Below are 21173 nucleotides of genomic sequence, written 5' to 3' on the forward strand. Positions count from 1 at the left end.
CCCGTCGGCCGGAAGCAGGGCAAACCTGCCTCGCCGGGCGCAAGCAAAGGCCTTGCTGCGCATGTTTCTTGCCCCCACGCCCAGCCTGAGCGACGAGGACCGCGAGCGCGGCCTGCGACATCTGGTCCGGGAGGCCGGCTGGTCCAACGCGGTCACGGCCGTGACCAGCGGCGTCATCCTCACCGCCTTCGCCCTTCAGCTGGGCGCCTCCAACACCACCATCGGCCTGCTGGCGGCGATCACCTTCTGGGTGCAGCTGCTGCAGCTGCCCGGGGTGCTGATGGTCGAGGGGCTGCGGACCCGCAAGCGGATCTCGGTGCTGGCCAGCCTGATCAGCCGCTGCGCCCTGGTCGGCATGGCCCTGCTGGCCCTGACCGGCGGCGGCAAGCCGGCCCTGGCGGGACTGGTGGCCCTGCAGGTCTTCTATTGCGGGATCGCCACCTTCGGCGGCTGCGCCTGGAACGCCTGGGTCCGCGACCTGGCGCCCGAGCAGCGGATGGGCCAGATCTTCGCCAAGCGGACCATCAACGCCACGATCGTCGGCCTGATCGCCAGCCTGGCCGCCGCCGTGGCCCTGGACCGGGCGCCGGAAGGCTCGTTCCTGCGGCCCTTCATGTTCGCCGGCCTGTACGGCGCGGCCTTCCTGGCGGGACTGCTCAGCTGCCGCGAGCTGGCCCTGACGCCCGAGCCGCAGATGCCCGCCCCGGCCGAGCGGGTGAAGCTGCTGCCCCTGCTGCGCGCGCCGCTGAAGGACGAGAACTTCCGGCGGCTGATCGCCTTCCTGGCCAGCTGGCAGTTCGCGGTGAACCTGGCCACGCCGTTCTTCACGGTGTTCTTCGTCAAGCAGCTGGGCCTGTCGGTCACCTTCGTGGTGGTGCTCAGCGTGGTCAGCCAGGCCACCAACGTCCTGGCCCTGCGCTCGTGGGGCCTGCTGTCGGACCAGTTCGCCAACAAGTCGGTGCTGGCCGTCGCCGCCCCGCTGTTCATCGCCTGCATCGCGGCGATGGTCGGGGCCTCGCAGATCCACGACCGGTTCTGGGTGATGGCCTATCTGGTGGGCTTGCACGCCCTGATGGGCCTGGCGACGGCCGGGGTGACCCTGTCGTCGGGCAACATCGCCCTGAAGCTGTCGCCGCGCGGCTCGGCCACGGCCTATATCGCCGCCAACGCCCTGATCAGCTCGGCGGCGGCGGGCCTGGCGCCGCTGCTGGGCGGGGTGTTCGCCGACTTCTTCGCCGCCCGCCGGCTGGAGATCCTGGTCCGCTGGACCAGCCCCGGCGACGTGCTGACCCTGATGCCGTTGCGGGTGTCGAACTGGGACTTCTACTTCCTGATCGCCGCAATCCTGGGCCTCTACGCCCTGCACCGCCTGGCCATGGTCAAGGAGGCGGGCGAGATCGACAGCCGGGTGATGGTCGGCGAGGTGCTGGCCCAGGCCCGGCGCGACGTGCGCAACGTCTCGCCGATCGCCGGCCTGAGGATGCTGACCGACGTGCCGGCCGCCGTGCTGCGCGACGAGCGGGTGCGCAAGCGGCTGCAGCGGATGCGCGACCGCCGCGACGCCCGCCAGGCCGCGCCGCCGCCCAAGCGGCGGCGACCTCAACGTCGCGTGACGGTCAGATGACGGGGACACGCCCAGACGCAAAGAGGGCGCGCCATCTGTTTTCGGCGCGCCCTCATATCGCATTTCCTTCGGTGGCCATGACGCCGTTTCCGAAGAGGGCCACTCCCTAGCAAGGGGGCGGTCTATAAGCCCGTCGCAAAGCGGTGGGGGTGCGTTTACCAAACACTAAAGAACGGCGTTTTGTCAATATATTCGTGTGGTTGCACAATAGCTTGACCATGCGGGCCCTTGGGCGGCCTTGGAAAAACGAGGTCTTGAAGGGGGGCGGAAGCAGCCCTGAAACGCCCAAAGAAAAAGGCCCCGGCGTCTCCGCCGGGGCCTCGTTCATCGCGAAGGTCGCGAGCCTTATTCGGCGTCGGCGGCTTCGGTCTTGCGGACGTTCGAACGCTCGGCGATCCGGGCCGACTTACCGCGACGGTCGCGCAGGTAGTACAGCTTGGCGCGACGGACGACGCCGCGACGCTTGACCTCGATGCTTTCGATGCTCGGCGACAGCAGCGGGAACAGACGCTCCACGCCTTCGCCGAACGAAATCTTGCGGACGGTGAAGCTCTCGTGCACGCCGCCGCCTTGACGGGCGATGCAGACGCCCTCGTAGGCCTGGACGCGCTCGCGCTCGCCTTCCTTGATGCGCACGTTGACGCGCAGGGTGTCGCCGGGTTCGAAGTCGGGGATCGCGCGGGCCGTCAGCAGACGGGTGGCTTCTTCCTGCTCGAGTTCGGCGATGATGTTCTTGGCCATGGTCTAGTCTCCTTTGGGCTTACCCGTTTTCGGGTCGCCTTTTGCCTGTTGATTGGCGAGATGCGCTTCCCAGAGGTCTGGACGCCGCTCGCGGGTGGTCTCTTCACGCATACCGCGCCGCCACTGGGCCACCTTCTTGTGGTCGCCCGACAGCAGCACCTCGGGGATGTCCAAGCCTTCGAACGTCCGCGGTCGCGTGTACTGCGGATGCTCGAGGAGGCCGTCCTCGAAGCTTTCTTCCTGCGTGCTCTCGAAATTGCCCAGAACCCCTGGAGCCAATCGAACGCACGCCTCGATCACGACCATCGCCGCCGCCTCGCCACCAGCGAGAACCGCGTCTCCGACCGAGACCTCCTCGAACCCCCGGGCGTCGAGCACCCGCTGGTCCACCCCCTCGAAACGGCCGCACAGGACGATGACGCCCGGCGCTTTCGACCACTCCTTGACGCGCGCCTGGGTCAGGGGCCGACCCCGGGCGCTCATGTACAAAAGCGGCCGCCCGCCGAGGTCCACGCTGTCCAGCGCGGCGGCGATGACGTCCGCTTTGAGTACGGCCCCAACGCCGCCCCCTGCGGGGGTGTCGTCGAGGAAGCCGCGCTTATCCTTGGAAAACCCCCGAATGTCCAGTGTTTCCAATCGCCACAGGTCCTGCTCCTTCCAGGCCGTGCCGATCAGCGAGACGCCGAGCGGGCCGGGAAAGGCCTCGGGGAACATGGTCAGGACGGTGGCGGTGAACGGCATGGGCGCTCCATAGCGCCCAAACGCTCCAAAAACGAGAGGGCCCGGAGAACGGGCTTGGCCCTCTCCCCTAGGTGAGGATGGTCTTGGGAAGGGGTTTGCCGGCCTCGGCGGGCATCAGCGGCGGGGTCAGCTTGACCGGCTCGCTGGTCATGTCGGCGGGGCGCGCGACGTGATGCACGGGGGCCACGGCCAGCACGCCGGCGGTGGTCAGGGTGGCGGCGAAAAGCGCCGTACCGACGCGGATCTTCTTCCATGAAACCATGGGCCAGGGTCTTCCTGTGTTTCGGGTCGTTCAAACCAAAGCCCGGGAGAGGGGGAGGTTCCCGTTTTTTGCGGCCCTGGCGAACCTCTTGCCTCTAGGCCAGCCAATGGGACTTCGCCAAGGCGGCATTACGACGCGTCGGCCATATTTCGGCGTCCGCCGCACCGGCGGGCGCCTGTCGCCACCGGCTGTCAGCAGCGGGTCATCAAGGTCCGATTTTCGCGAGACGACTAGGGCTGGATTGCTGGATAGTCCGCTCGCCAGAGCCATCGGAGCCGCCGCCATGACCACGACCGCCGACCAGTTCCACGCCCTGCACGCCGGCCCGGACGTGCTGCTCCTGCCCAACGCCTGGGACGCGGCCAGCGCCGCCCTGATGGAGGACGCCGGGGCCAAGGCCGTGGCGACCTCCAGCGCGGCCGTGGCCTGGGGCCGGGGCTACGCCGACGGCGACGCCCTGCCGGTCGCGACCCTGATCGACGTGATCGCCGGCGCCGCCCGGGTCATCAAGGTCCCGCTGACCGCCGACATCGAGGGCGGCTACACCGACGACCTCGGCGAGCTGTCCGAGACCGTCAAGGCCGTGGTCGAGGCCGGGGCGGTGGGGATCAACCTCGAGGACGGCCGCCGCGATCCGGACCTGCACGCCCGCAAGGTCGCCGCCGCCCGCGCCGCCGCCCAGGGTGCGGGGGTCGACCTGTTCATCAACGCCCGCACCGACGTCTATCTGGCCAACCTGGCCGAGGGCGAGGCGGCCCTGGCCGAGACCCTGCGCCGCGCGGCCCTCTACAAGGACGCCGGGGCCAGCGGGATCTTCGTGCCGATGCCGATCGAGGAGGACCTGCTGTCCCAACTGGCCGCGGGGATCGCCCTGCCGGTCAACGCCATGGGCCGTCCGGGCATGCCGTCGGCCAAGCGCCTGGCGGAACTGGGCGTGCGCCGCCTCAGCTCGGCCACCGGCCCGTTCCGCGCGGCCTACGGCGCCATGCTGACGGCGACCCGGACCTATCTGGCCGACGGCGACACCACCGGCTACGCGGGGTCGAGCCAGGGACTGCCCGATTTGAACGCCCGGTTCGGCTAGGCGGGTCGCCCTCGACCGCCTATCTTCCCGGCCATGACCGACACGCTCGCGCCCGATTCCGCCGCTGCTCCGGAAGCAGACCGCCCGATGACCCAGGACGGCCCCGCCGTGCGGCTGTTCCTGGTCGACGGCTCGGCCTATCTGTTCCGCGCCTACCACGCCCTGCCGCCGCTGACCCGCAAGAGCGACGGCCTGCCGGTGGGCGCCGTCCAGGGCTTCTGCAACATGCTGTGGAAGCTGATGCGCGACATGCAGGGCGACGCGCCCACGCACCTGGCGGTGATCTGGGACCACTCGGAAAAGACGTTCCGCAACAATCTCTATGACCAGTACAAGGCCCACCGCCCGCCGCCGCCCGAGGACCTGATCCCGCAGTTCCCGCTGGTCCGCGAGGCCACCCGCGCCTTCGGCGTGCCGGCCATCGAGCTGCCCGGCTACGAGGCCGACGACCTGATCGCCGCCTATGCCTGCAAGGCCCGCGACCTGGGCGGCGAGGCGGTGATCGTCTCGTCCGACAAGGACCTGATGCAGCTGGTCGGCGAAGGCGTGTCGATGTTCGACCCGATGAAGGGCGTGCGCATCGACCGCGAGCAGGTGTTCGAGAAGTTCGGCGTCTATCCGGAAAAGGTGGTCGACGTGCAGTCGCTGTGCGGCGACAGCGTCGACAACGTGCCGGGCGCGCCGGGCATCGGCATCAAGACCGCCGCCCAGCTGATCAACGAATACGGCGACCTGGACACGCTGCTGGAGCGGGCCGGCGAGATCAAGCAGCCCAAGCGCCGCGAGACCCTGATCGAATTCGCCGATCAGATCCGGCTGTCGCGCCAGCTGGTCAAGCTGGACTGCGACACCCCGCTGCCCGAGCCGATCGACGACCTGGTGGTGCGCGAGCCCGACAAGCAGGTGCTGGCCGACTTCCTGGAGCTGATGGAGTTCCGGTCGCTGGCCCGCCGGGTCGGCGACGGCAACGCCGCGGCCGCGCCGCGCACGCTCGACCGTCCCGTCAGCACCCCGACCGCGCCGGTGCTGGGCGTCTCCTACATGGGCGCCGCCGCCCGGGCGGCCGCCAATCCGGTGGCCCAGCCGGCCAACATCGACCACGCGGCCTATGTCCGCATCCAGGACCTGGAGACCCTGAACGCCTGGATCGCCAAGGCCACGGCCAAGGGGATCGTGGCGTTCGACACCGAGACCGACGCCCTGTCCTCGGCCACGGCCGGCCTGTGCGGCGTGTCGCTGGCCATCGCGCCCGGCGAGGCCTGCTACATCCCGGTGGGCCACTGCGAGAAGGAAGGCCTGGCCCTGGAGGCCGCCGCCGACCTGGAGCAGATCCCGCTGGACCAGGCGATCGCCGCGCTCAAGCCGCTGCTGGAAGACCCGGCGGTGCTGAAGGTGGCCCAGAACGCCAAGTACGACATCGCCGTCCTGGCCCGCCATGGGATCGCCGTGGGTCCGGTCGAGGACACCATGCTGATCAGCTACGTGCTGGAGGCCGGTCTGCACGGCCACGGCATGGACGAGCTGTCGGAGCTGTGGCTGGGCCACAAGCCCATTCCGTTCAAGCAGGTCGCGGGCAGCGGCAAGGGCCAGATCAGCTTCAAGCACGTGACCCTGGACCAGGCGACGGCCTACGCCGCCGAGGACGCCGACGTCACCCTGCGGCTCTACGAGGTGCTCAAACCCCGCCTGGCCCGCGAGGGCCTGCTGACCGTCTACGAGACCCTGGAGCGTCCGCTGCCGGCGGTGCTGGCGGCCATGGAGAACGAGGGCGTCCGCGTCGATCCCGACACCCTGCGCCGGCTCTCCAACGAGTTCTCAATGCGCATGGCCGAGTTCGAAGCCAAGGCCCAGGAGCTGGTCGGCCGGCCGTTCAACCTGGGCAGCCCCAAGCAGATCGGCGACGTGCTGTTCGGCGAGATGCAGCTGAAGGGCGGCAAGAAGACCGCCACGGGCCAGTGGTCCACCGACAGCGACGTGCTGGAGGCCCTGGCCAACGAGCACGAGCTGCCGCGCGTGCTGCTGGACTGGCGCCAGCTGTCCAAGCTGAAGGGCACCTACACCGAGAACCTGATCGCCGCGATCGCGCCGGGCGGGGCCAACCGCATCCATACCTCCTACGCCCTGGCGGCGACCACGACGGGCCGCCTGTCGTCGTCCGACCCCAACCTGCAGAACATCCCGATCCGCACCGAGGAGGGCCGCAAGATCCGCAAGGCCTTCGTGGCCGCGCCGGGCAAGGTGCTGATCAGCGCCGACTACAGCCAGATCGAGCTGCGCCTGCTGGCCCACATCGGCGACATCCCCCAGCTGAAGAAGGCCTTCCAGGAAGGCCTGGACATCCACGCCATGACCGCGTCCGAGATGTTCAACACGCCCATCGAGGGCATGCCCAGTGAAGTGCGCCGCCGGGCCAAGGCCATCAATTTCGGCATCGTCTACGGCATCAGCGCGTTCGGCCTGGCCAACCAGCTGTCGATCCCGCAGGGCGAGGCCGGGGCCTATATCAAGACCTATTTCGAGCGCTTCCCGGGCATCCAGGCCTATATGGAGGCGACCAAGGCCTTCGTGCGCGAGCACGGCTACGTCACCACCATCTTCGGCCGCAAGATCAACATCCCCGACATCGGCGGCAAGTCGGTGGCCCACCGGCAGTTCGCCGAGCGGGCGGCGATCAACGCCCCGATCCAGGGCGCGGCGGCCGACGTCATGCGCCGGGCCATGATCCGCATGCCGGGCGCGCTGAAGGCCGCGGGCCTGTCCAGCAAGATGCTGCTGCAGGTGCACGACGAACTGGTCTTCGAGGCTCCCGAGGCCGAGGCCGAGGCCACCATCGCGGTGGCGCGCGAGGTGATGCAGGGCGCGGCCGAGCCGGCGGTGGCCATCTCGGTGCCGCTGACGGTCGAGGCCCGGGCCGCCGCCAACTGGGACGAGGCCCACTAGGAAAAGGCGACGTGTCCGGCGGATTTTTCGCCGGATGCGGGCGCGCCACTTGAGGTGGTTTTCCGCAACGCGAGGCGCGCCATCACTCCATGAATACAATCTTGAATAAGAGTAATTTCGGAGAACGCAGTTATTATCGAGGAATAGAATATAGAGGTGCGACGTTGCGCCACAGTACAGTTAATGTCGTGGAAACCTTGACGCCCCAGTGATGGCTCGAGTGACGCGTGCTTCAAGGCTGCTGCTAAATACCCGTGGTCCATGAAGTTTTGCGTCGCGACCTCAATGGAGCGTGGCTATGAACTTCGGCGACCTGAAAATTCCGCACAAGCTGCTGGCTGTGTTCGCCGTAATGCTCACCACGATCGTGGTCATGGGCGTCACGCTCTTCATCAACCAGATGGACTATGAGGGCTCGGTCGCGCGCACCGAACGGGCCTACGAGTCCCTGCGGGCCGCCGACACCGCCGCCTTCCGCCTGACCCGCCAGGAGAACTCGCTGCGCGGCTTCCTGCTGTCGGGCGACGACTATTACGTCAAGCGTCTGGAAGAGGCCCACAAGCCGAAGTTCCTGGCCGCCCTGGGCGACCTGCGCAAGCTGGCCGACGGCGACCAGGCCGACCTGGCGCGCGTGGCCGACGTCGAGGCCGCCTACGCCAACTACCGCGCCCAGGCCATCGAGCCGGGCGAGACCCTGGGCCGTGATCCGGCCACCCGTCCGCAGGCGGTCGAGCTGGTCAAGCACGACGGCGTCGCCGACAAGGCCGTCGAGCCGGTCGAGAACGCCATCGAGGCCATCAGCAAGGATTCCGAAGCGGTGCTGGCCACCGAGGCCGCCGCCCAGAAGAAGGCCTCGCTGGAGACCACCCTGGCCCTGGTCATCGGCATCGGCGTGACGATCGCCATGGCCGTGGCGGGCGGCCTGCTGCTGAGCGGCGGCATCGCCGGCCCGGTGGCGGCCATGACCGCCGCCATGCGCCGCCTGGCCTCGGGCGACAACGGCGTGGCCATCCCGGCCGCCGGCCGCAAGGACGAGATCGGCCAGATGGCCGCCGCCGTCGAGACCTTCAAGCAGGCCGCGCTCGAGAAGATCCGCCTGGAGAGCGCCGCCGCCGATCAGCGCGCCGCCACCGAGGCCGAACGCGCCGCCGTGGCCGACGAGAAGGCCCAGGTCGAGCGCAGCGACGCGGTCAATATCGGCGCCCTGAACGAGGCCCTGGACCGCCTGGCCGGCGGCGACCTGACCCACCGCATCACCATTCCGTTCTCGCCCAAGGCCGAGAGCCTGAAGTCCAACTTCAACGCCGCCGCCCAGCGCATGCAGGAGGCGATGCAGGCCATCTCGGTCGCCACCGGCGGCGTCAGCAGCGGCTCGGACGAGATCGCCTCGGCCTCGGACGACCTGTCGCGCCGCACCGAGCAGCAGGCCGCCTCGCTGGAAGAGACCGCCGCCGCTCTGGACGAAATCACCGCCACGGTCCGCAAGACCGCCGCCGGCGCCAAGGAGGCCTCGTCCGTGGTCGCCACGGCCCGCGGCGACGCCGAGAAGTCCGGCCAGATCGTCAGCCAGGCGGTCAGCGCCATGACCGAGATCGAGGCCTCGTCCAACCAGGTCAGCCAGATCATCGGCGTGATCGACGAGATCGCCTTCCAGACCAACCTGCTGGCCCTGAACGCCGGCGTCGAGGCGGCCCGGGCCGGCGACGCGGGCAAGGGTTTCGCGGTGGTCGCCCAGGAAGTGCGGGCCCTGGCCCAGCGCTCGGCCGAAGCCGCCAAGGAGATCAAGACCCTGATCTCCACCTCGACCCAGCAGGTCGAGGCCGGCGTCAACCTGGTCGGCCAGACCGGCCAGGCCCTGCAGCGCATTGTCGACCAGGTGGCCGCCATCGACAGCCTGGTCACCGAGATCTCGGCCTCGGCCACCGAGCAGGCCACCGGCCTGAACCAGGTCAACAGCGCCGTGAACCAGATGGACCAGGTCGTTCAGCAGAACGCCGCCATGGTCGAGGAAGCCACCGCCGCCACCCACTCGCTGAAGGGCGAGGCGGGCGAGCTGGCCGGCCTGGTGTCGCGCTTCAAGCTGGGCGCCGAGGCCGTGGCCGCCGCGCCCGCCCGCCGCAACGCTCCGGCTCGTCCCGCCACCGCCGTCCGCCCGGGCCGCGCCAGCGCGCCGGTCTCGCATGGAAACACCGCCCTCGCGACCAAGGTCGACGAATGGGAAGAGTTCTGATCGGCGTCCCCTCGACGATCGGATAGGAGAGGCTCCCTGGATTTGTCCCCCGGGGAGCCTTTTTCTTTTGGGGAAGTAGGCGGCGCTGTCGCCTCAGCCGGAAAGGATTTCCACCCGGTTCGTGGGAACCCATCCGGATCCACATCGAGGCGTCAGGCGGATATCGATGCCATCGGGGGTGGCGCCTTCGCAGGAGCGATCCGGTGATCGATAGGCGACGCCCGTCCAATGCCTGCCCCAATCGTTGCAAGTGTAGACCGTTGCGCCGACGGAAAGGGTGGCGACCGTTCGATAGCCGGAACCGGGACCGTTCCGAACGGCGATCGGCTTTCCAGCCGTGATGACCGCGAGGTTGCAAATCTCGCCTTCCACTGACTTCGGCGGAGCCAAGCTTCCGTCCCAGACGGGCACGGTCGCGGCCTGCGGTCGGGCCATGAGCAGCGCCACGGAAGTGACGGCGAACACCACGATCTTGGCCATCGGAACTCCTTGGAATCGCGGACCTTGGTGTAGGTCCCCTAGTACCAGCCCGCCTCGCGCAGCGTCCGGGCGTAGGCGCGGCTGACGGGGGCCTCGACGCCGCTGGTCAGGGTCAGGGTGGCGCGGCCGTCGCCGCGCTTGGCGTCGCGCACCGCCGCCTTGGCCACCCACCACGAGCGGTGGGTCTGGGCGCCCTCGATGCCCTCCAGCTCGGCCACGGCGTCGGACAGCCGCAGCAGGATCAGGTCCTGGCCCTTGGAGGTGTGCAGGCGCAGATAATGGTCCTCGGCCTCGACCGCGTAGATCTCGCCGCCGCGCAGGCGCGGCGGCAGGCGTTCGAGGAAGCGCGGGGGCGGCGCTTCGGGCGGGGCGGCGTGGGTGATCTGGACCGCCGAGCGGGTGGCCAGGGTCATCAGGGCCGTCATGCCGCTGGTCATCACCAGGGTGATGCCGAAATAGGTCGCCGCCACCTGGAGCGTCAGCGGCGCGCGGCCTCCGGCCACCCAGACCAGCACCGTGAACAGCGGCGTCAGCACGGCCACGATGATCAGGGCCCGCCACCAGGTCGCGGCCAGGCCCGGCCAGAGGCCGCCGACCGCCTGGGCCACGGTCGTGCCCAGCACCGCGCCCAGCGACGATAGGCCGATCCAGTAGGCCAGGCGCGGGACCAGGGGCGTGTCGCCCGTTCCCAGGGCGCCGATCAGGGCCAGGAAGACGCCGGCGATCACCGCCACGACCAGCGGCCGCAGATAGCTCTTCAGGAAGGTGGCCGTTGGCGCTTCGCCAATGGCGGCCGCCCGCCGTTCACGAACTGCCGACGCTGTCTCACGCACCTTCGGATGACCCCCGCCGCCATCGATCCTAAGCCGGACCCGACCTGATCGCCCCAGTCCGGCGCGATCGCTTCGGGGAGAAACAAGATGTCCGACGCCAGCCTGTCAATCGGTCCACGCCGCTTTCTGCGCGCCCTGCTTATCGGGGTGGCGGTGACCGTGGCCCTGGTGCTGGCCGTGGGCGCGGCCCAGGGGCGCGGGCCGGCCGCGGTGCTGGCGGGCTTCCTGCACATGAAGGGCCACCTGCACGCCCCGAACCTGGGGCTGCTGGCGACGGCGCCGATCCAGATCAAGGTCCACGTGGCGGCGGTCAGCATCGCCCTGGCGATCGGGATCGCCCTGATGCTGGGCCTGAAGGGCAACACCGTCCACCGCACCCTGGGCTGGATCTGGGTGACGGCCATGGCCACGGCGGCGATCTCGTCGCTGTTCATCCACCGCGCCAACGCCGGGGGCTTCAGCTTCCTGCACCTATTCGCCGGCTGGACCCTGATCGCCCTGCCCATGGGCGTGTTCGCCGCCCGCAAGCATAACGTCCGCCTGCACGGCCGGACGATGACGGGCCTGTTCGTCGGCGGCCTGCTGATCGCCGGCGCCTTCGCCTTCGTGCCCGGCCGGCTGATGTGGCAGGTCGTGTTCGGCTGAGCCCCCGGAACGCGCCGCGCTTGCCAGGGCCGCGCCGAGAGGCCTACGAACGGTCAAGCAACGCGCGGACCACGGAACATGACCTCGCAAGTTCGAGCCCCTCGCGCTCAGCCGGCGCCGCGCCCCAAGTCGGCGGGGCGGGGCCGTCCGTCCAAGGCCACGGGGCGGGACCTGAAGGAGACCATCCTCGACGCCGCCGAGGGCCTGTTCGCGCGCCACGGCTTCCACGGGGTGACCATCCGCCAGGTCGCCGCCGAGGCCGGCGTCGACACCGCCCTGATCCACTACTATTTCGGCGCCAAGCGCGAGCTGTTCGACTCGGTGTTCCTGCGCCGGGCCGAGATCCTCAACAGCGCCCGGGTGCTGTCGATGGACGCCTACGAGAAGAGCCACCCCGGATCGATGACCGTCGAGGGGGTGATCGAGGCCTTCATCGAGCCCCTGCTGCGCATCTCCCAGGACGGCGGCCAGGGGTGGAAGAGCTACTTCGCCCTGGTGGCCCAGGTGAACAACACCCCGGCCTGGGGCGGCGAGACCATGGCGCGGTTCTTCGACCCCGTCGTCCACCGCCTGGTCGACACCCTGAAGGTGGTCCGTCCGGACGCCCAGGACCGCGACCTCTACTGGAGCTACCAGTTCCTGACCGGCTCGATGATGCTGGCCCTGTCCGAGACCGGACGTATCGACTCCCTGTCGGGCGGCGAATGCCATTCCAGCGACCTGGGGGCCGTGCGCGCCAGGCTGTTCGCCTACTGCGCCGCCGGCTTCGAGGCGGTGATCGCCCGCGCCCCGCAGGGCTGATTCCCCAATCTTGTCAGTAGGCTGACCAGTCGTCTGACCTTCATTTCATCACTTGGTGAAAAAAGGCTGGCGCAAAGCTTCCGTCTGGGTGACAGTGTTATCCAATTCGCGGGCCGATGAATTCGCGAAAGCCGGGAAATGCGTCCGTTGAACGGACCTGTCCGGCACGGGACGGAACGCACAAGGGGAGGGGAAACCCAAATGAAGACGATGCTCAAGCTCGCGCTGCTGGCCGGCGCGGCCTGGTCCGCCGCCGCCACGACCGTGGCCGCCCAGGACGCCGCGCCTGCCGGCGCCAACGCGGTGCAGGTCGAGGAACTGATCGTCACCGCCCGCCGCCGCGAGGAGACCCTCAAGGACGTGCCGGTCGCCGTCTCGGCCTTCAGCGCCGAGACCCTGGAGCGCCAGGCCGCCAACGACATCACCACCCTGTCGCAGACCGTGCCGAACATCACGGTGCAGACCGCGCGCGGCTCGAACTCGACCCTGATCTCCTACATCCGCGGCATCGGCCAGCAGGACCCGCTGTGGGGCTACGAGCCCGGCGTCGGCCTCTATGTCGACGACGTCTACATCTACCGCCCGCAGGGCGCGGTGCTGGACGTGTTCGACGTCTCGCGGATCGAGGTGCTGCGCGGCCCGCAGGGCACGCTGTACGGCCGGAACACCATCGGCGGCGCGATCAAGTACGTGACCAACCGCCTGGGCGACGAGGCCGGCGGCAAGGTCCGCGGCACCTACGGCAGCTACAACCAGACCGACCTGCTGGTCGAAGGCCATACCCCGGTCGGCGGCGGCCTGTCGGTGGGCGGCGCCTACGCCCTCTACAAGCGCGACGGCTACGGCACGAACCTGACCACCGGCGCCGAGCACTACGACAAGGACGTCCAGGCCATCCGCCTGAGCGCCGAATACAAGCCCACCGACGACCTGTTCTTCCGCCTGGCCTACGACAAGGTGGAGGACGACTCCAATCCCCGCCACGGCCACCGCGAGCTGCCGGCCCTGGTCGGCGGCTACAAGGTGCTGGACGTCTATGACACCCAGGCGGGCCTGGGCGACAAGAACTCGGTCGAGACCGAGGGCCTGTCGCTGACCGGCGAGTACCACGCCAACGAGTTCCTGACCTTCAAGTCGATCACCGCCGGCCGCAAGGGCCACACCCAGACGCTGATCGACTTCGACGGCACCCCGCTGCCGACCCTGGACGTGCCGGCCACCTACGACGACAAGTCGTTCTCGCAGGAACTGCAGGCGGTCTATTCGGACGACACTATCCAGGGCGTGTTCGGCCTCTACTACATGAACAGCCAGGCCTCGGGCGAGTTCGACACCATCGCCGGCAACCTGGGCGTCTCGATCGCCGACGGCGGCAAGGTCAGCACCCAGAGCTTCGCGGCCTTCTTCGACGTCAGCGCCAACTTCACCGACCGCTTCAAGGTCTCGGTGGGCGCCCGCGCCACGCGCGACCACAAGCGCAGCAACACCTTCCGCTTCTTCTATCTCGGCGCGACGCCCTCGCCCTACCAGGGCGGGACGCCGCGCCCGATCCTGCAGGTGCGCACCAACTACAGCGCCGAGAAGACCTTCGAGGAATTCACCCCGCGCCTGTCGGCCTCGTACGAGCTGACCGACGACCTGAACACCTATGTCTCGTATTCGAAGGGCTACAAGTCGGGCGGCTGGGACATGCGCGGCGACGCCTTCCTGACCCCGCAGACCGTCAACGGCTACAATCCCGAGACCGTCGACGCCTATGAGGCGGGCCTGAAGGGCGACCTGTTCGACCGCCGCGTCTCGTTCGCCTCGGCCGTGTTCCTGTCCAAGTACAAGGACCAGCAGGTCACCACCCAGGTGGTCGTGCCCTCGGGCATCGCCAGCTCGGTCGACAACGCCGGCGCCTCCACCCTGTACGGCGCCGAATTCGAAGCCAAGGCGGTGTTCGACGAGCACTTCTCGGGCACTGTGGCCCTGGGCTACATCCACGCCAAGTACGACACCTTCAGCCGCTTCGTGCCGGCTGGCGCGCCCAACCCGGTCAACCCGTCGCAGACGATCCCGGCCGGCGGCCAGATCGTCAACGTGGCCGACCTCTACGGCTTCCAGAACACGCCGCAATGGACGGGCAATGTCAGCCTGACCTGGCGCGGGAACGTGGCGGGCGGCGAGCTGACGATCACGCCGATGGTCAGCTACCGCGACGACTACCAGCAGTTCGAACAGCCCCTGCCGCTGCTGGACCAGAAGGCCTTCACCCTGGTGGACCTGACCGCCAGCTGGGCGCCCGAGAGCGGCCGCTATCGGATCTCGGTGGCCGGCAAGAACCTGACCGACGAGCGCTATCGCACCGGCGGCTACAACTTCGGCGTCCCGACCTACAACAACTCGGTGATCGGCTTCTACGGCCCGCCGCGCACCTACTCGGCCTCGCTCGAGGTCAAGTTCTAGACTTCCCCGAACCTCGACTATCCGGCGGCGGCTTGCTGAAACGGGCCGCCGCCGTTTCTTTGTCCACCTCACGAATCGCGGCGGAACCCGATGAGCGACGCACAGACCCAGAAGACCCCGCCCGGCTCGCGTTATCGCTACGTCGTGCTGGCCATGCTGATCCTGGTCTACACGCTCAACTTCCTGGACCGGCAGATCCTCGGCATCCTGGCCAAGCCGATCAAGGAGGAGTTCGGCCTGACCGACGGCCAGTTCGGCCTGATGAGCGGCCTGGCCTTCGCCCTGCTCTACACGACCCTGGCCATCCCGATCGCCTGGCTGGCCGACCGCTTCAGCCGCGTGTGGATCATGACCGCCGCCCTGACCCTCTGGAGCGGCTTCACCGCCCTGTGCGGCTTCGCGGGCGGGTTCTCGCAGCTGTTCCTGGCGCGGATGGGCGTGGGGATCGGCGAGGCGGGCGGCGTGGCGCCGGCCTATTCGATGCTGGCTGACTATTTCCCCAAGTCGCAGCGCGCCCGGGCCCTGGCGGCCTACGCGTTCGGCATCCCGCTGGGCACGGCCGCCGGGACCCTGGTGGGCGGCCTGCTGGCCGTGCACTTCGGCTGGCGCACGGCCTTCATCGTGGTCGGGATCATCGGCGTCGCCCTGGCCCCGGTCTTCCGTTTCGTCGTGCGCGACCCGCGCCGGGGCGGGGCCGACATGGCGGCCGGCGACACCACCACCGTCCAGGCGCCCGCCGCGCCGCTGGGCGAGGTGGTGGGGGTGTTGGCGAAGAAGCCCAGCTTCTGGCTCCTCTCGTTCGGCGCGGCCTCGTCCTCGGTCTGCGGCTACGGCGTGGCCCTGTGGCTGCCGTCGTTCTTCATGCGCAGCCTGGGCCTGACCCTGAGCCAGACCGCCTGGTACTATTCCGGCATCGCCTTCTTCGGAGGCCTGCTGGGCATCTGGCTGGGCGGGGCGGTGGCCGACCGGCTGGGGGCCAAGTCGAAGGCCGGCTATCCCCTGACCCCGGCCGTGGCCTTCCTGATCTCTGTGCCCTGCTTCCTGCTGGCCATGAACAGCGGGTCGCTGGTCGGCGGCATGGGCGGAAGCGCGGCCCTGGCCGTGGCCTTCGCGATCTTCCTGATCCCCACGGGGCTGAACTTGGCCTGGCTGGGCCCCATCACCGCCGCGGTCCAGCACCTGGCCCCGGCCCCGATGCGCACCACGGCCTCGGCCCTGTTCCTGCTGATCAACAATCTGCTGGGGATCGCCGTCGGCACCTACTATTTCGGCCTGGTCTCGGACTTGTTGAAGCCGACGTTCGGGGCTGAATCCCTGCGCTGGTCGATCTATACCGGCATGGGCTTCTACCTGGTCGCGGCCCTGCTGTTCTTCCTGGCCTCGCGACGGCTGGCCAAGGACTGGGTCGACTAGACTGAGACGTTTGGGCGCAGCGTCGAAAACGCCACCGTTCCGACACGTTCAGGTTACAAGAGCCCGCTGACGAACGCGGGACTGCGATTATGGGCGACGAGCGGCATATCTTCCACGACCCCACCGGACGGCGGGACCGGAGGATGCGGCTGATCCTGGGGATCGTGCTGTCGGCCCTGGCGGCCATCGTCGCCGCCTTCCTGGCCACCCTGGCCTTCGCCCCGCGCCTGCCGCTGGTGACGCTGAAGGACCCGCATGTCCTGTCGTCGCTACACAAGGAGACGGCCCACCGGCTGAAGCCGAACCTGGACTGGCGCAAGGTGCCCCGGCCAACCGCCACGGCCGCCCAAGGGGGAGAAGGGGGCTCGGCCCAGTCCCGGCCGATCAGCGTCGGCTTCTATGTCAGCTGGGACGAGGACTCCCGCGAGTCCCTGCGTCGCAACATCGACAAGCTGGACGTGGTTTCGCCGCAGTGGGTGGCGCTGCGGGGTCCCGACGGCGACATCAATGTGGACGACGACCCGCAGGGCGTGGCCCGGATCGCCGCCGCCCCGAACCATCCGGCCGTGCTGCCCCTGGTGCACAACTCGGCCAACGCCGCCTTCAACGGACCGCTGGGCGACGCCCTGCTGGCCAATCCCAAGGCGCGGGCCAAGCTGATCGCGGGCCTCTCCGACCTGGCCGTCCGGCGTGGCTACGGCGGCTATGTCTTCGACCTGGAGAACCTGTCGCCCAAGGGGCTGGCGAACTATCCCAAGCTGCTGGACGAGGCGCGGGCGGTGCTGAAGCCGCAGGGCCGCGAGGTCTGGGTCACCGCGCCGTTCGACGAGCAGGGCTGGCCGCTGAAGGCGCTGCAGGACTCGTCCGACACCCTGGTGCTGATGGCCTACGACCAGCACTACGCCGGCGGCGATCCTGGGCCGAACGCCGGCCAGGACTGGTACGAGAGCGAACTGGCCAAGCGGTTCGCCAAGCTGGACCCGGGCCGCACGATCCTGGCCCTGGGCGCCTACGGCTACGACTGGACGCTGAAGAAGGACGGGACGCCCGCCTCGGGCGCGCCGGCCACCTTCCACGAGGCCATCCGCAACGCCCAGGACGCCGACGCGACCATCGACATGGACGATGACGCCCTGAACCCGACCTACACCTACACCGACGACAACGGCGACAACCACGTGGTCTGGTTCCTGGATGCCGCCACCCTGTTCAACCAGGTCAAGGTCACCGACGCCTGGAAGCCGCGCGGCTACGGCCTGTGGCGGATGGGCATGGAGGACCCGGGCGTCTGGAGCGTGCTGGGCAAGCCCTACGGCCAGGCCTCGGCCCAGGCCCTGACCAGCATCCCCGCCGGCCAGAGCGTGGACTTCGACGGCGGCGGCGAGGTTCTGCGGGTGACCAACCTGCCCACGCCCGGCAAGCGGTCGCTGGAGTTCGATCCCGACACCGGCCTGATCGCCGACCAGACCTACGATGTCCTGCCCAGCTCCTACGTGATCCAGCGCTACGGCCAGAAGCCCGGCCTGGTGGCCCTGACCTTCGACGACGGCCCCGACCCGCGCTGGACGCCCAAGATCCTCGACATCCTCAAGGAGAAGAACGCCCCGGCCACCTTCTTCGTGATCGGCGAGAACATGCAGAACCGGCCCGACCTGGTGAAGCGCGAGGTCGCCGAGGGCCATGATGTGGGCAGCCACACCTGGACCCACCCCAATATCGGCGAAATCCCCGTCGCCCAGACCGACGTCGAGCTGAACGCCACCCAGCGCCTGTTCGAGGTGATCACGGGCCGCTCGATGCGCCTGTTCCGCCCGCCGTTCTTCGGCGACGCCGAGCCGTCGACCCCGCACGAGGTCACGCCCCTGCTGTCGGCCCAGACCCTGGGCTATCTGGCGGTCGGCCTGCGGATCGACACCGACGACTGGCAGAAGCCCCCGCCCCAGACGATCATCGACCGCACGCTGGAACGCCTGGACCACCCCGGCGACCGGCCCGGCCAGGTGGTGCTGCTGCACGACGCCGGCGGCAACCGCGCCAACACCGTCAAGGCCCTGCCCGAGCTGATCGACCAGATCCGCGCCCGCGGCTACCGCCTGGTGACGGTCGGCGAGCTGGCGGGCATGACGCCCGAGCAGGCCATGCCCAAGAGCGACCGTGACCCCATCGCCCTGGCGCTGGACCGGCTGGGCTTCGGCCTGTTCCGGGGGCTGAAGGTGCTGCTGACCACCCTGTTCCTGACCGCCATCGCCCTGGGCCTGGCGCGGCTGGTGTTCCTGGCCTGCCTGGCCCTGGTCCACCGCTGGACGCACGAGAGCCCCGAGAACCTGGACCCCGCGACCGGCCCGCTGGTCAGCGTGCTGATCCCCTGCTTCAACGAGGAGAAGGTGATCGCCGCCTCGGTGTCGCGGATCCTGGAGTCCGAGTGGAAGAACATCGAGGTCCTGGTCCTCGACGACGGCTCCAAGGACAACACCGCCGAGGAGGTGCGCCGCGCCCACGGCAACGATCCGCGCGTGACCCTGCTGAGCTTCGAGAACGGCGGCAAGGCGCGGGCGGTCAACCGCGGCCTGGCCGTGGCCAAGGGCGACTATGTGGTGGCCCTGGACGCCGACACGCTGTTCCCGCCGAAGACCATTGGACGCCTCGTCCGCTGGTTCCAGGACCCCCGGATCGGGGCCGTGGCCGGCAACGCCATCGTCGGCAACCGCCTGAACATCGTCACCCGCTGGCAGGCGCTGGAATACGTCACCGCCCAGAACCTGGAGCGCCGCGCCCTGGCGGCCCTGGGGGCGGTGACCGTGGTGCCCGGCGCGGTCGGGGCCTGGCGCAAGAGCGTGCTGGACGACCTGGGCGGCTATCCGGCCGACACCCTGGCCGAGGACCAGGACCTGACCATCGCCTGCCAGCGCGCTGGCTGGAAGGTGGCCTTCGACCCCTCGGCCCAGGCCTTCACCGAGGCCCCCGACACCGTCAGCGGCCTGCTGAAGCAGCGCTTCCGCTGGTCGTTCGGCACCCTGCAGTGCGTCTGGAAGCACCGCGCGGCGCTGTTCAATCCCAAGACGCCCGCCCTGGGCTTCGTGGCCCTGCCGCAGATCTGGCTGTTCCAGATCCTGCTGGCCGTCGCCGCGCCCCTGGTCGACCTGGCGGTGGTCTGGAGCCTGATCTCGGGTCTCTACGGCGCGATCGCCCACCCCGTGGAGTGGTCGCCCGACGACACGATCCGGGGGCTGCTCTACTGGGCGGTGTTCATCCTGGTCGACCTGTCGGCCGGCGCCCTGGGCATGGCCCTGGAGAAGCGCGCGCCCTGGGCCGACCTGCCGTACCTGCCCGTCCAGCGCTTCGGCTACCGCCAGCTGATGTACTACGTGGTGGTCAAGTCGGTGCTGACCGCGGCGCGCGGCGGACGTGTGGGCTGGGGCAAACTCGAGCGTCGGGCGACCGCGACGGTCAAGTGATCGGGCCGGGAATTCGGCAACCCAGGGCTATGACAAGGCTGTCATTCGCTCCTGCGAGTGGTAGCGGTACCTTTTTTCTCGGGAGCGTGTGGGCGACTTGACCCTTGGGAAGCCGATGTTCGGTGAAAAAGTCCAAGCGGTTCCGGGCTTGCGCGAGAGAACCCCACTTTTTCAGATAGGCTGATTAATCGGTCCAAGCGCGGTTGCGCCTGCGAAATCACGCTCCTATAACCCGGCCACAATTTTCAGAAGCCGTCGTCGAGACCGGTCCCTCATGAACATCCACGAACACCAAGCCAAAGCCGTCCTCGCAGAGTTCGGCGCTCCCGTTCCGCGCGGCTATCCCGCCTTCACCGTCGAGGAGGCCGCGGCCGCCGCTGAAAAGCTGGGCGGTCCGGTGTTCGTCGTGAAGTCCCAGATCCACGCCGGTGGCCGTGGCAAGGGCAAGTTCGAGGGTCTGGGCCCAGACGCCAAGGGCGGCGTCCGCGTCGTCAAGTCGGTCGCCGACGTCAAGTCGAACGCCGAGGAAATGCTCGGCCGCGTGCTGGTGACCCACCAGACCGGCCCCAAGGGCAAGCAGGTCAACCGCCTCTACATCGAAGAAGGCGCGGCGATCGCCAAGGAATTCTACCTGTCGCTGCTGGTCGACCGCGAGACCTCGATGGTTTCGGTGGTCGCCTCGACCGAAGGCGGCATGGACATCGAGGACGTGGCCCACGCCACCCCCGAAAAGATCCATAGCTTCTCGATCGACCCGGCGACCGGCGTGTGGCCGACCCACCAGCGCGCTCTGGCCAAGGCCCTGGGCCTGACCGGCGGCCTGGCGAAGGAAGCCGCCACCCTGCTGACCCAGCTCTATACGGCGTTCCTGGCCAAGGACATGGCCATGCTGGAGATCAACCCGCTGATCGTCACCGCCGACGATCATCTGCGGGTCCTGGACGCCAAGCTGTCGTTCGACGGCAACTCGCTGTTCCGCCACCCGGACATCCGCGCCCTGCGCGACGAGAGCGAAGAAGACCCCAAGGAAATCGAAGCCTCGAAGTACGACCTGGCCTACATCGCCCTGGACGGCGAGATCGGCTGCATGGTCAACGGCGCCGGCCTGGCCATGGCCACCATGGACATCATCAAGCTGTACGGCGCCGAGCCGGCCAACTTCCTGGACGTCGGCGGCGGCGCCAGCAAGGAGAAGGTCACCGCGGCCTTCAAGATCATCACCGCCGACCCGGCCGTGAAGGGCATCCTGGTCAACATCTTCGGCGGCATCATGCGCTGCGACATCATCGCGGAAGGCGTCATCGCCGCCGTGAAGGAAGTCGGCCTGAAGGTTCCGCTGGTGGTCCGCCTGGAAGGCACCAACGTCGAACTCGGCAAGAAAATCATCTCGGAAAGCGGCCTGAACGTCATCGCCGCCAACGATCTGTCTGACGGCGCCGAGAAGATCGTCGCGGCCGTGAAGGGTGCTCGCTAATC

At 68.9% G+C, this 21173-nt stretch carries 15 protein-coding genes; 10 read left to right on the forward strand and 5 right to left on the reverse strand.

All coding sequences use genetic code 11. From position 1 onward, the window contains the following. The first annotated feature begins 61 nt into the window (after window positions 1-61). Window positions 62-1624, forward strand: a complete 1563-nt coding sequence (locus AC1U89_RS06345; RefSeq protein ID WP_479898880.1) for an MFS transporter — start codon at window positions 62-64, stop codon at window positions 1622-1624. Window positions 1625-1969: 345 nt separating this feature from the next. Here AC1U89_RS06345 and rplS read toward each other — a convergent pair whose 3' ends face one another. From rplS to AC1U89_RS06360, 3 genes are all read right to left on the reverse strand, one after another. Further along, a complete protein-coding gene (gene rplS, locus AC1U89_RS06350; RefSeq protein WP_479898881.1) occupies window positions 1970-2365 on the reverse strand; it encodes a 50S ribosomal protein L19 in 396 nt (131 codons plus the stop codon). 3 nt (window positions 2366-2368) lie between these two features. Beyond that, window positions 2369-3106: a tRNA (guanosine(37)-N1)-methyltransferase TrmD gene (gene trmD, locus AC1U89_RS06355; protein ID WP_479898882.1), complete on the reverse strand. Its 738-nt coding sequence runs from the start codon at window positions 3104-3106 to the stop codon at window positions 2369-2371. 67 nt (window positions 3107-3173) lie between these two features. Then, the gene (locus tag AC1U89_RS06360) at window positions 3174-3368 is read right to left on the reverse strand and encodes a hypothetical protein (RefSeq protein WP_479898883.1); all 195 of its coding nucleotides are present in this window, start codon (window positions 3366-3368) and stop codon (window positions 3174-3176) included. Window positions 3369-3651: 283 nt separating this feature from the next. Here AC1U89_RS06360 and AC1U89_RS06365 point away from each other — a divergent pair, with 283 nt between their 5' ends. From AC1U89_RS06365 to AC1U89_RS06375, 3 genes are all read left to right on the forward strand, one after another. After that, window positions 3652-4452, forward strand: coding sequence for an isocitrate lyase/PEP mutase family protein (locus AC1U89_RS06365; RefSeq protein WP_479898884.1), 801 nt, complete (start codon window positions 3652-3654; stop codon window positions 4450-4452). A gap of 33 nt (window positions 4453-4485) precedes the next feature. Then, window positions 4486-7392 (forward strand): DNA polymerase I, encoded by a 2907-nt coding sequence (gene polA / locus AC1U89_RS06370; protein ID WP_479898885.1) that lies wholly within the window; start codon window positions 4486-4488, stop codon window positions 7390-7392. A 298-nt stretch (window positions 7393-7690) separates the two neighbouring features. Then, entirely contained in the window at window positions 7691-9622 is a 1932-nt protein-coding gene (locus tag AC1U89_RS06375) for a methyl-accepting chemotaxis protein (RefSeq protein ID WP_479898886.1), read from the forward strand. Between the two features lie 93 nt (window positions 9623-9715). On the opposite strand, the gene AC1U89_RS06380 is transcribed toward AC1U89_RS06375, so the two are convergent. Together AC1U89_RS06380 and AC1U89_RS06385 are read right to left on the reverse strand one after the other, a co-directional pair. Beyond that, on the reverse strand, window positions 9716-10102 hold the full coding sequence (locus AC1U89_RS06380; protein WP_479898887.1) for a hypothetical protein: 387 nt from the start codon (window positions 10100-10102) through the stop codon (window positions 9716-9718). A 38-nt stretch (window positions 10103-10140) separates the two neighbouring features. Next, window positions 10141-10935 (reverse strand): LytTR family DNA-binding domain-containing protein, encoded by a 795-nt coding sequence (locus AC1U89_RS06385; protein WP_479898888.1) that lies wholly within the window; start codon window positions 10933-10935, stop codon window positions 10141-10143. A gap of 87 nt (window positions 10936-11022) precedes the next feature. Between AC1U89_RS06385 and AC1U89_RS06390 the strand changes: the two genes are divergently transcribed. The 6 genes from AC1U89_RS06390 (at window position 11023) to sucC (ending at window position 21171) form a co-directional block, all read left to right on the forward strand. Further along, entirely contained in the window at window positions 11023-11580 is a 558-nt protein-coding gene (locus AC1U89_RS06390; protein WP_479898889.1) for a DUF2306 domain-containing protein, read from the forward strand. A gap of 78 nt (window positions 11581-11658) precedes the next feature. Then, window positions 11659-12381 (forward strand): TetR family transcriptional regulator, encoded by a 723-nt coding sequence (locus AC1U89_RS06395; protein WP_479898890.1) that lies wholly within the window; start codon window positions 11659-11661, stop codon window positions 12379-12381. Window positions 12382-12582: 201 nt separating this feature from the next. Then, window positions 12583-14829, forward strand: a complete 2247-nt coding sequence (locus AC1U89_RS06400; protein WP_479898891.1) for a TonB-dependent receptor — start codon at window positions 12583-12585, stop codon at window positions 14827-14829. 90 nt (window positions 14830-14919) lie between these two features. Further along, window positions 14920-16242 carry a spinster family MFS transporter gene (locus AC1U89_RS06405; protein WP_479898892.1) on the forward strand — a complete coding sequence of 441 codons (1323 nt, stop codon included), beginning with the start codon at window positions 14920-14922 and terminating at the stop codon, window positions 16240-16242. 143 nt (window positions 16243-16385) lie between these two features. Beyond that, window positions 16386-19697 (forward strand): glycosyltransferase, encoded by a 3312-nt coding sequence (locus tag AC1U89_RS06410; RefSeq protein ID WP_479898893.1) that lies wholly within the window; start codon window positions 16386-16388, stop codon window positions 19695-19697. Window positions 19698-19971: 274 nt separating this feature from the next. Further along, window positions 19972-21171: an ADP-forming succinate--CoA ligase subunit beta gene (sucC, locus tag AC1U89_RS06415; protein WP_029911082.1), complete on the forward strand. Its 1200-nt coding sequence runs from the start codon at window positions 19972-19974 to the stop codon at window positions 21169-21171. The last annotated feature ends 2 nt before the right edge of the window (window positions 21172-21173 follow it).

It is taken from the genome of Caulobacter sp. 05T431 (assembly GCF_056665975.1).

Bases quoted from the DNA above. Each gene is read 5' to 3' on its own strand.
- AC1U89_RS06390 (WP_479898889.1), top strand. From the start codon at position 11,023: ATGTCCGACGCCAGCCTGTCAATCGGTCCACGCCGCTTTCTGCGCGCC.
- rplS (WP_479898881.1), bottom strand. From the start codon at position 2,365: ATGGCCAAGAACATCATCGCCGAACTCGAGCAGGAAGAAGCCACCCGT.
- AC1U89_RS06410 (WP_479898893.1), top strand. From the start codon at position 16,386: ATGCGGCTGATCCTGGGGATCGTGCTGTCGGCCCTGGCGGCCATCGTC.
- AC1U89_RS06365 (WP_479898884.1), top strand. From the start codon at position 3,652: ATGACCACGACCGCCGACCAGTTCCACGCCCTGCACGCCGGCCCGGAC.
- AC1U89_RS06345 (WP_479898880.1), top strand. From the start codon at position 62: ATGTTTCTTGCCCCCACGCCCAGCCTGAGCGACGAGGACCGCGAGCGC.
- trmD (WP_479898882.1), bottom strand. From the start codon at position 3,106: ATGCCGTTCACCGCCACCGTCCTGACCATGTTCCCCGAGGCCTTTCCC.
- polA (WP_479898885.1), top strand. From the start codon at position 4,486: ATGACCGACACGCTCGCGCCCGATTCCGCCGCTGCTCCGGAAGCAGAC.
- AC1U89_RS06400 (WP_479898891.1), top strand. From the start codon at position 12,583: ATGAAGACGATGCTCAAGCTCGCGCTGCTGGCCGGCGCGGCCTGGTCC.
- AC1U89_RS06375 (WP_479898886.1), top strand. From the start codon at position 7,691: ATGAACTTCGGCGACCTGAAAATTCCGCACAAGCTGCTGGCTGTGTTC.
- AC1U89_RS06360 (WP_479898883.1), bottom strand. From the start codon at position 3,368: ATGGTTTCATGGAAGAAGATCCGCGTCGGTACGGCGCTTTTCGCCGCC.
- sucC (WP_029911082.1), top strand. From the start codon at position 19,972: ATGAACATCCACGAACACCAAGCCAAAGCCGTCCTCGCAGAGTTCGGC.
- AC1U89_RS06380 (WP_479898887.1), bottom strand. From the start codon at position 10,102: ATGGCCAAGATCGTGGTGTTCGCCGTCACTTCCGTGGCGCTGCTCATG.
- AC1U89_RS06395 (WP_479898890.1), top strand. From the start codon at position 11,659: ATGACCTCGCAAGTTCGAGCCCCTCGCGCTCAGCCGGCGCCGCGCCCC.
- AC1U89_RS06405 (WP_479898892.1), top strand. From the start codon at position 14,920: ATGAGCGACGCACAGACCCAGAAGACCCCGCCCGGCTCGCGTTATCGC.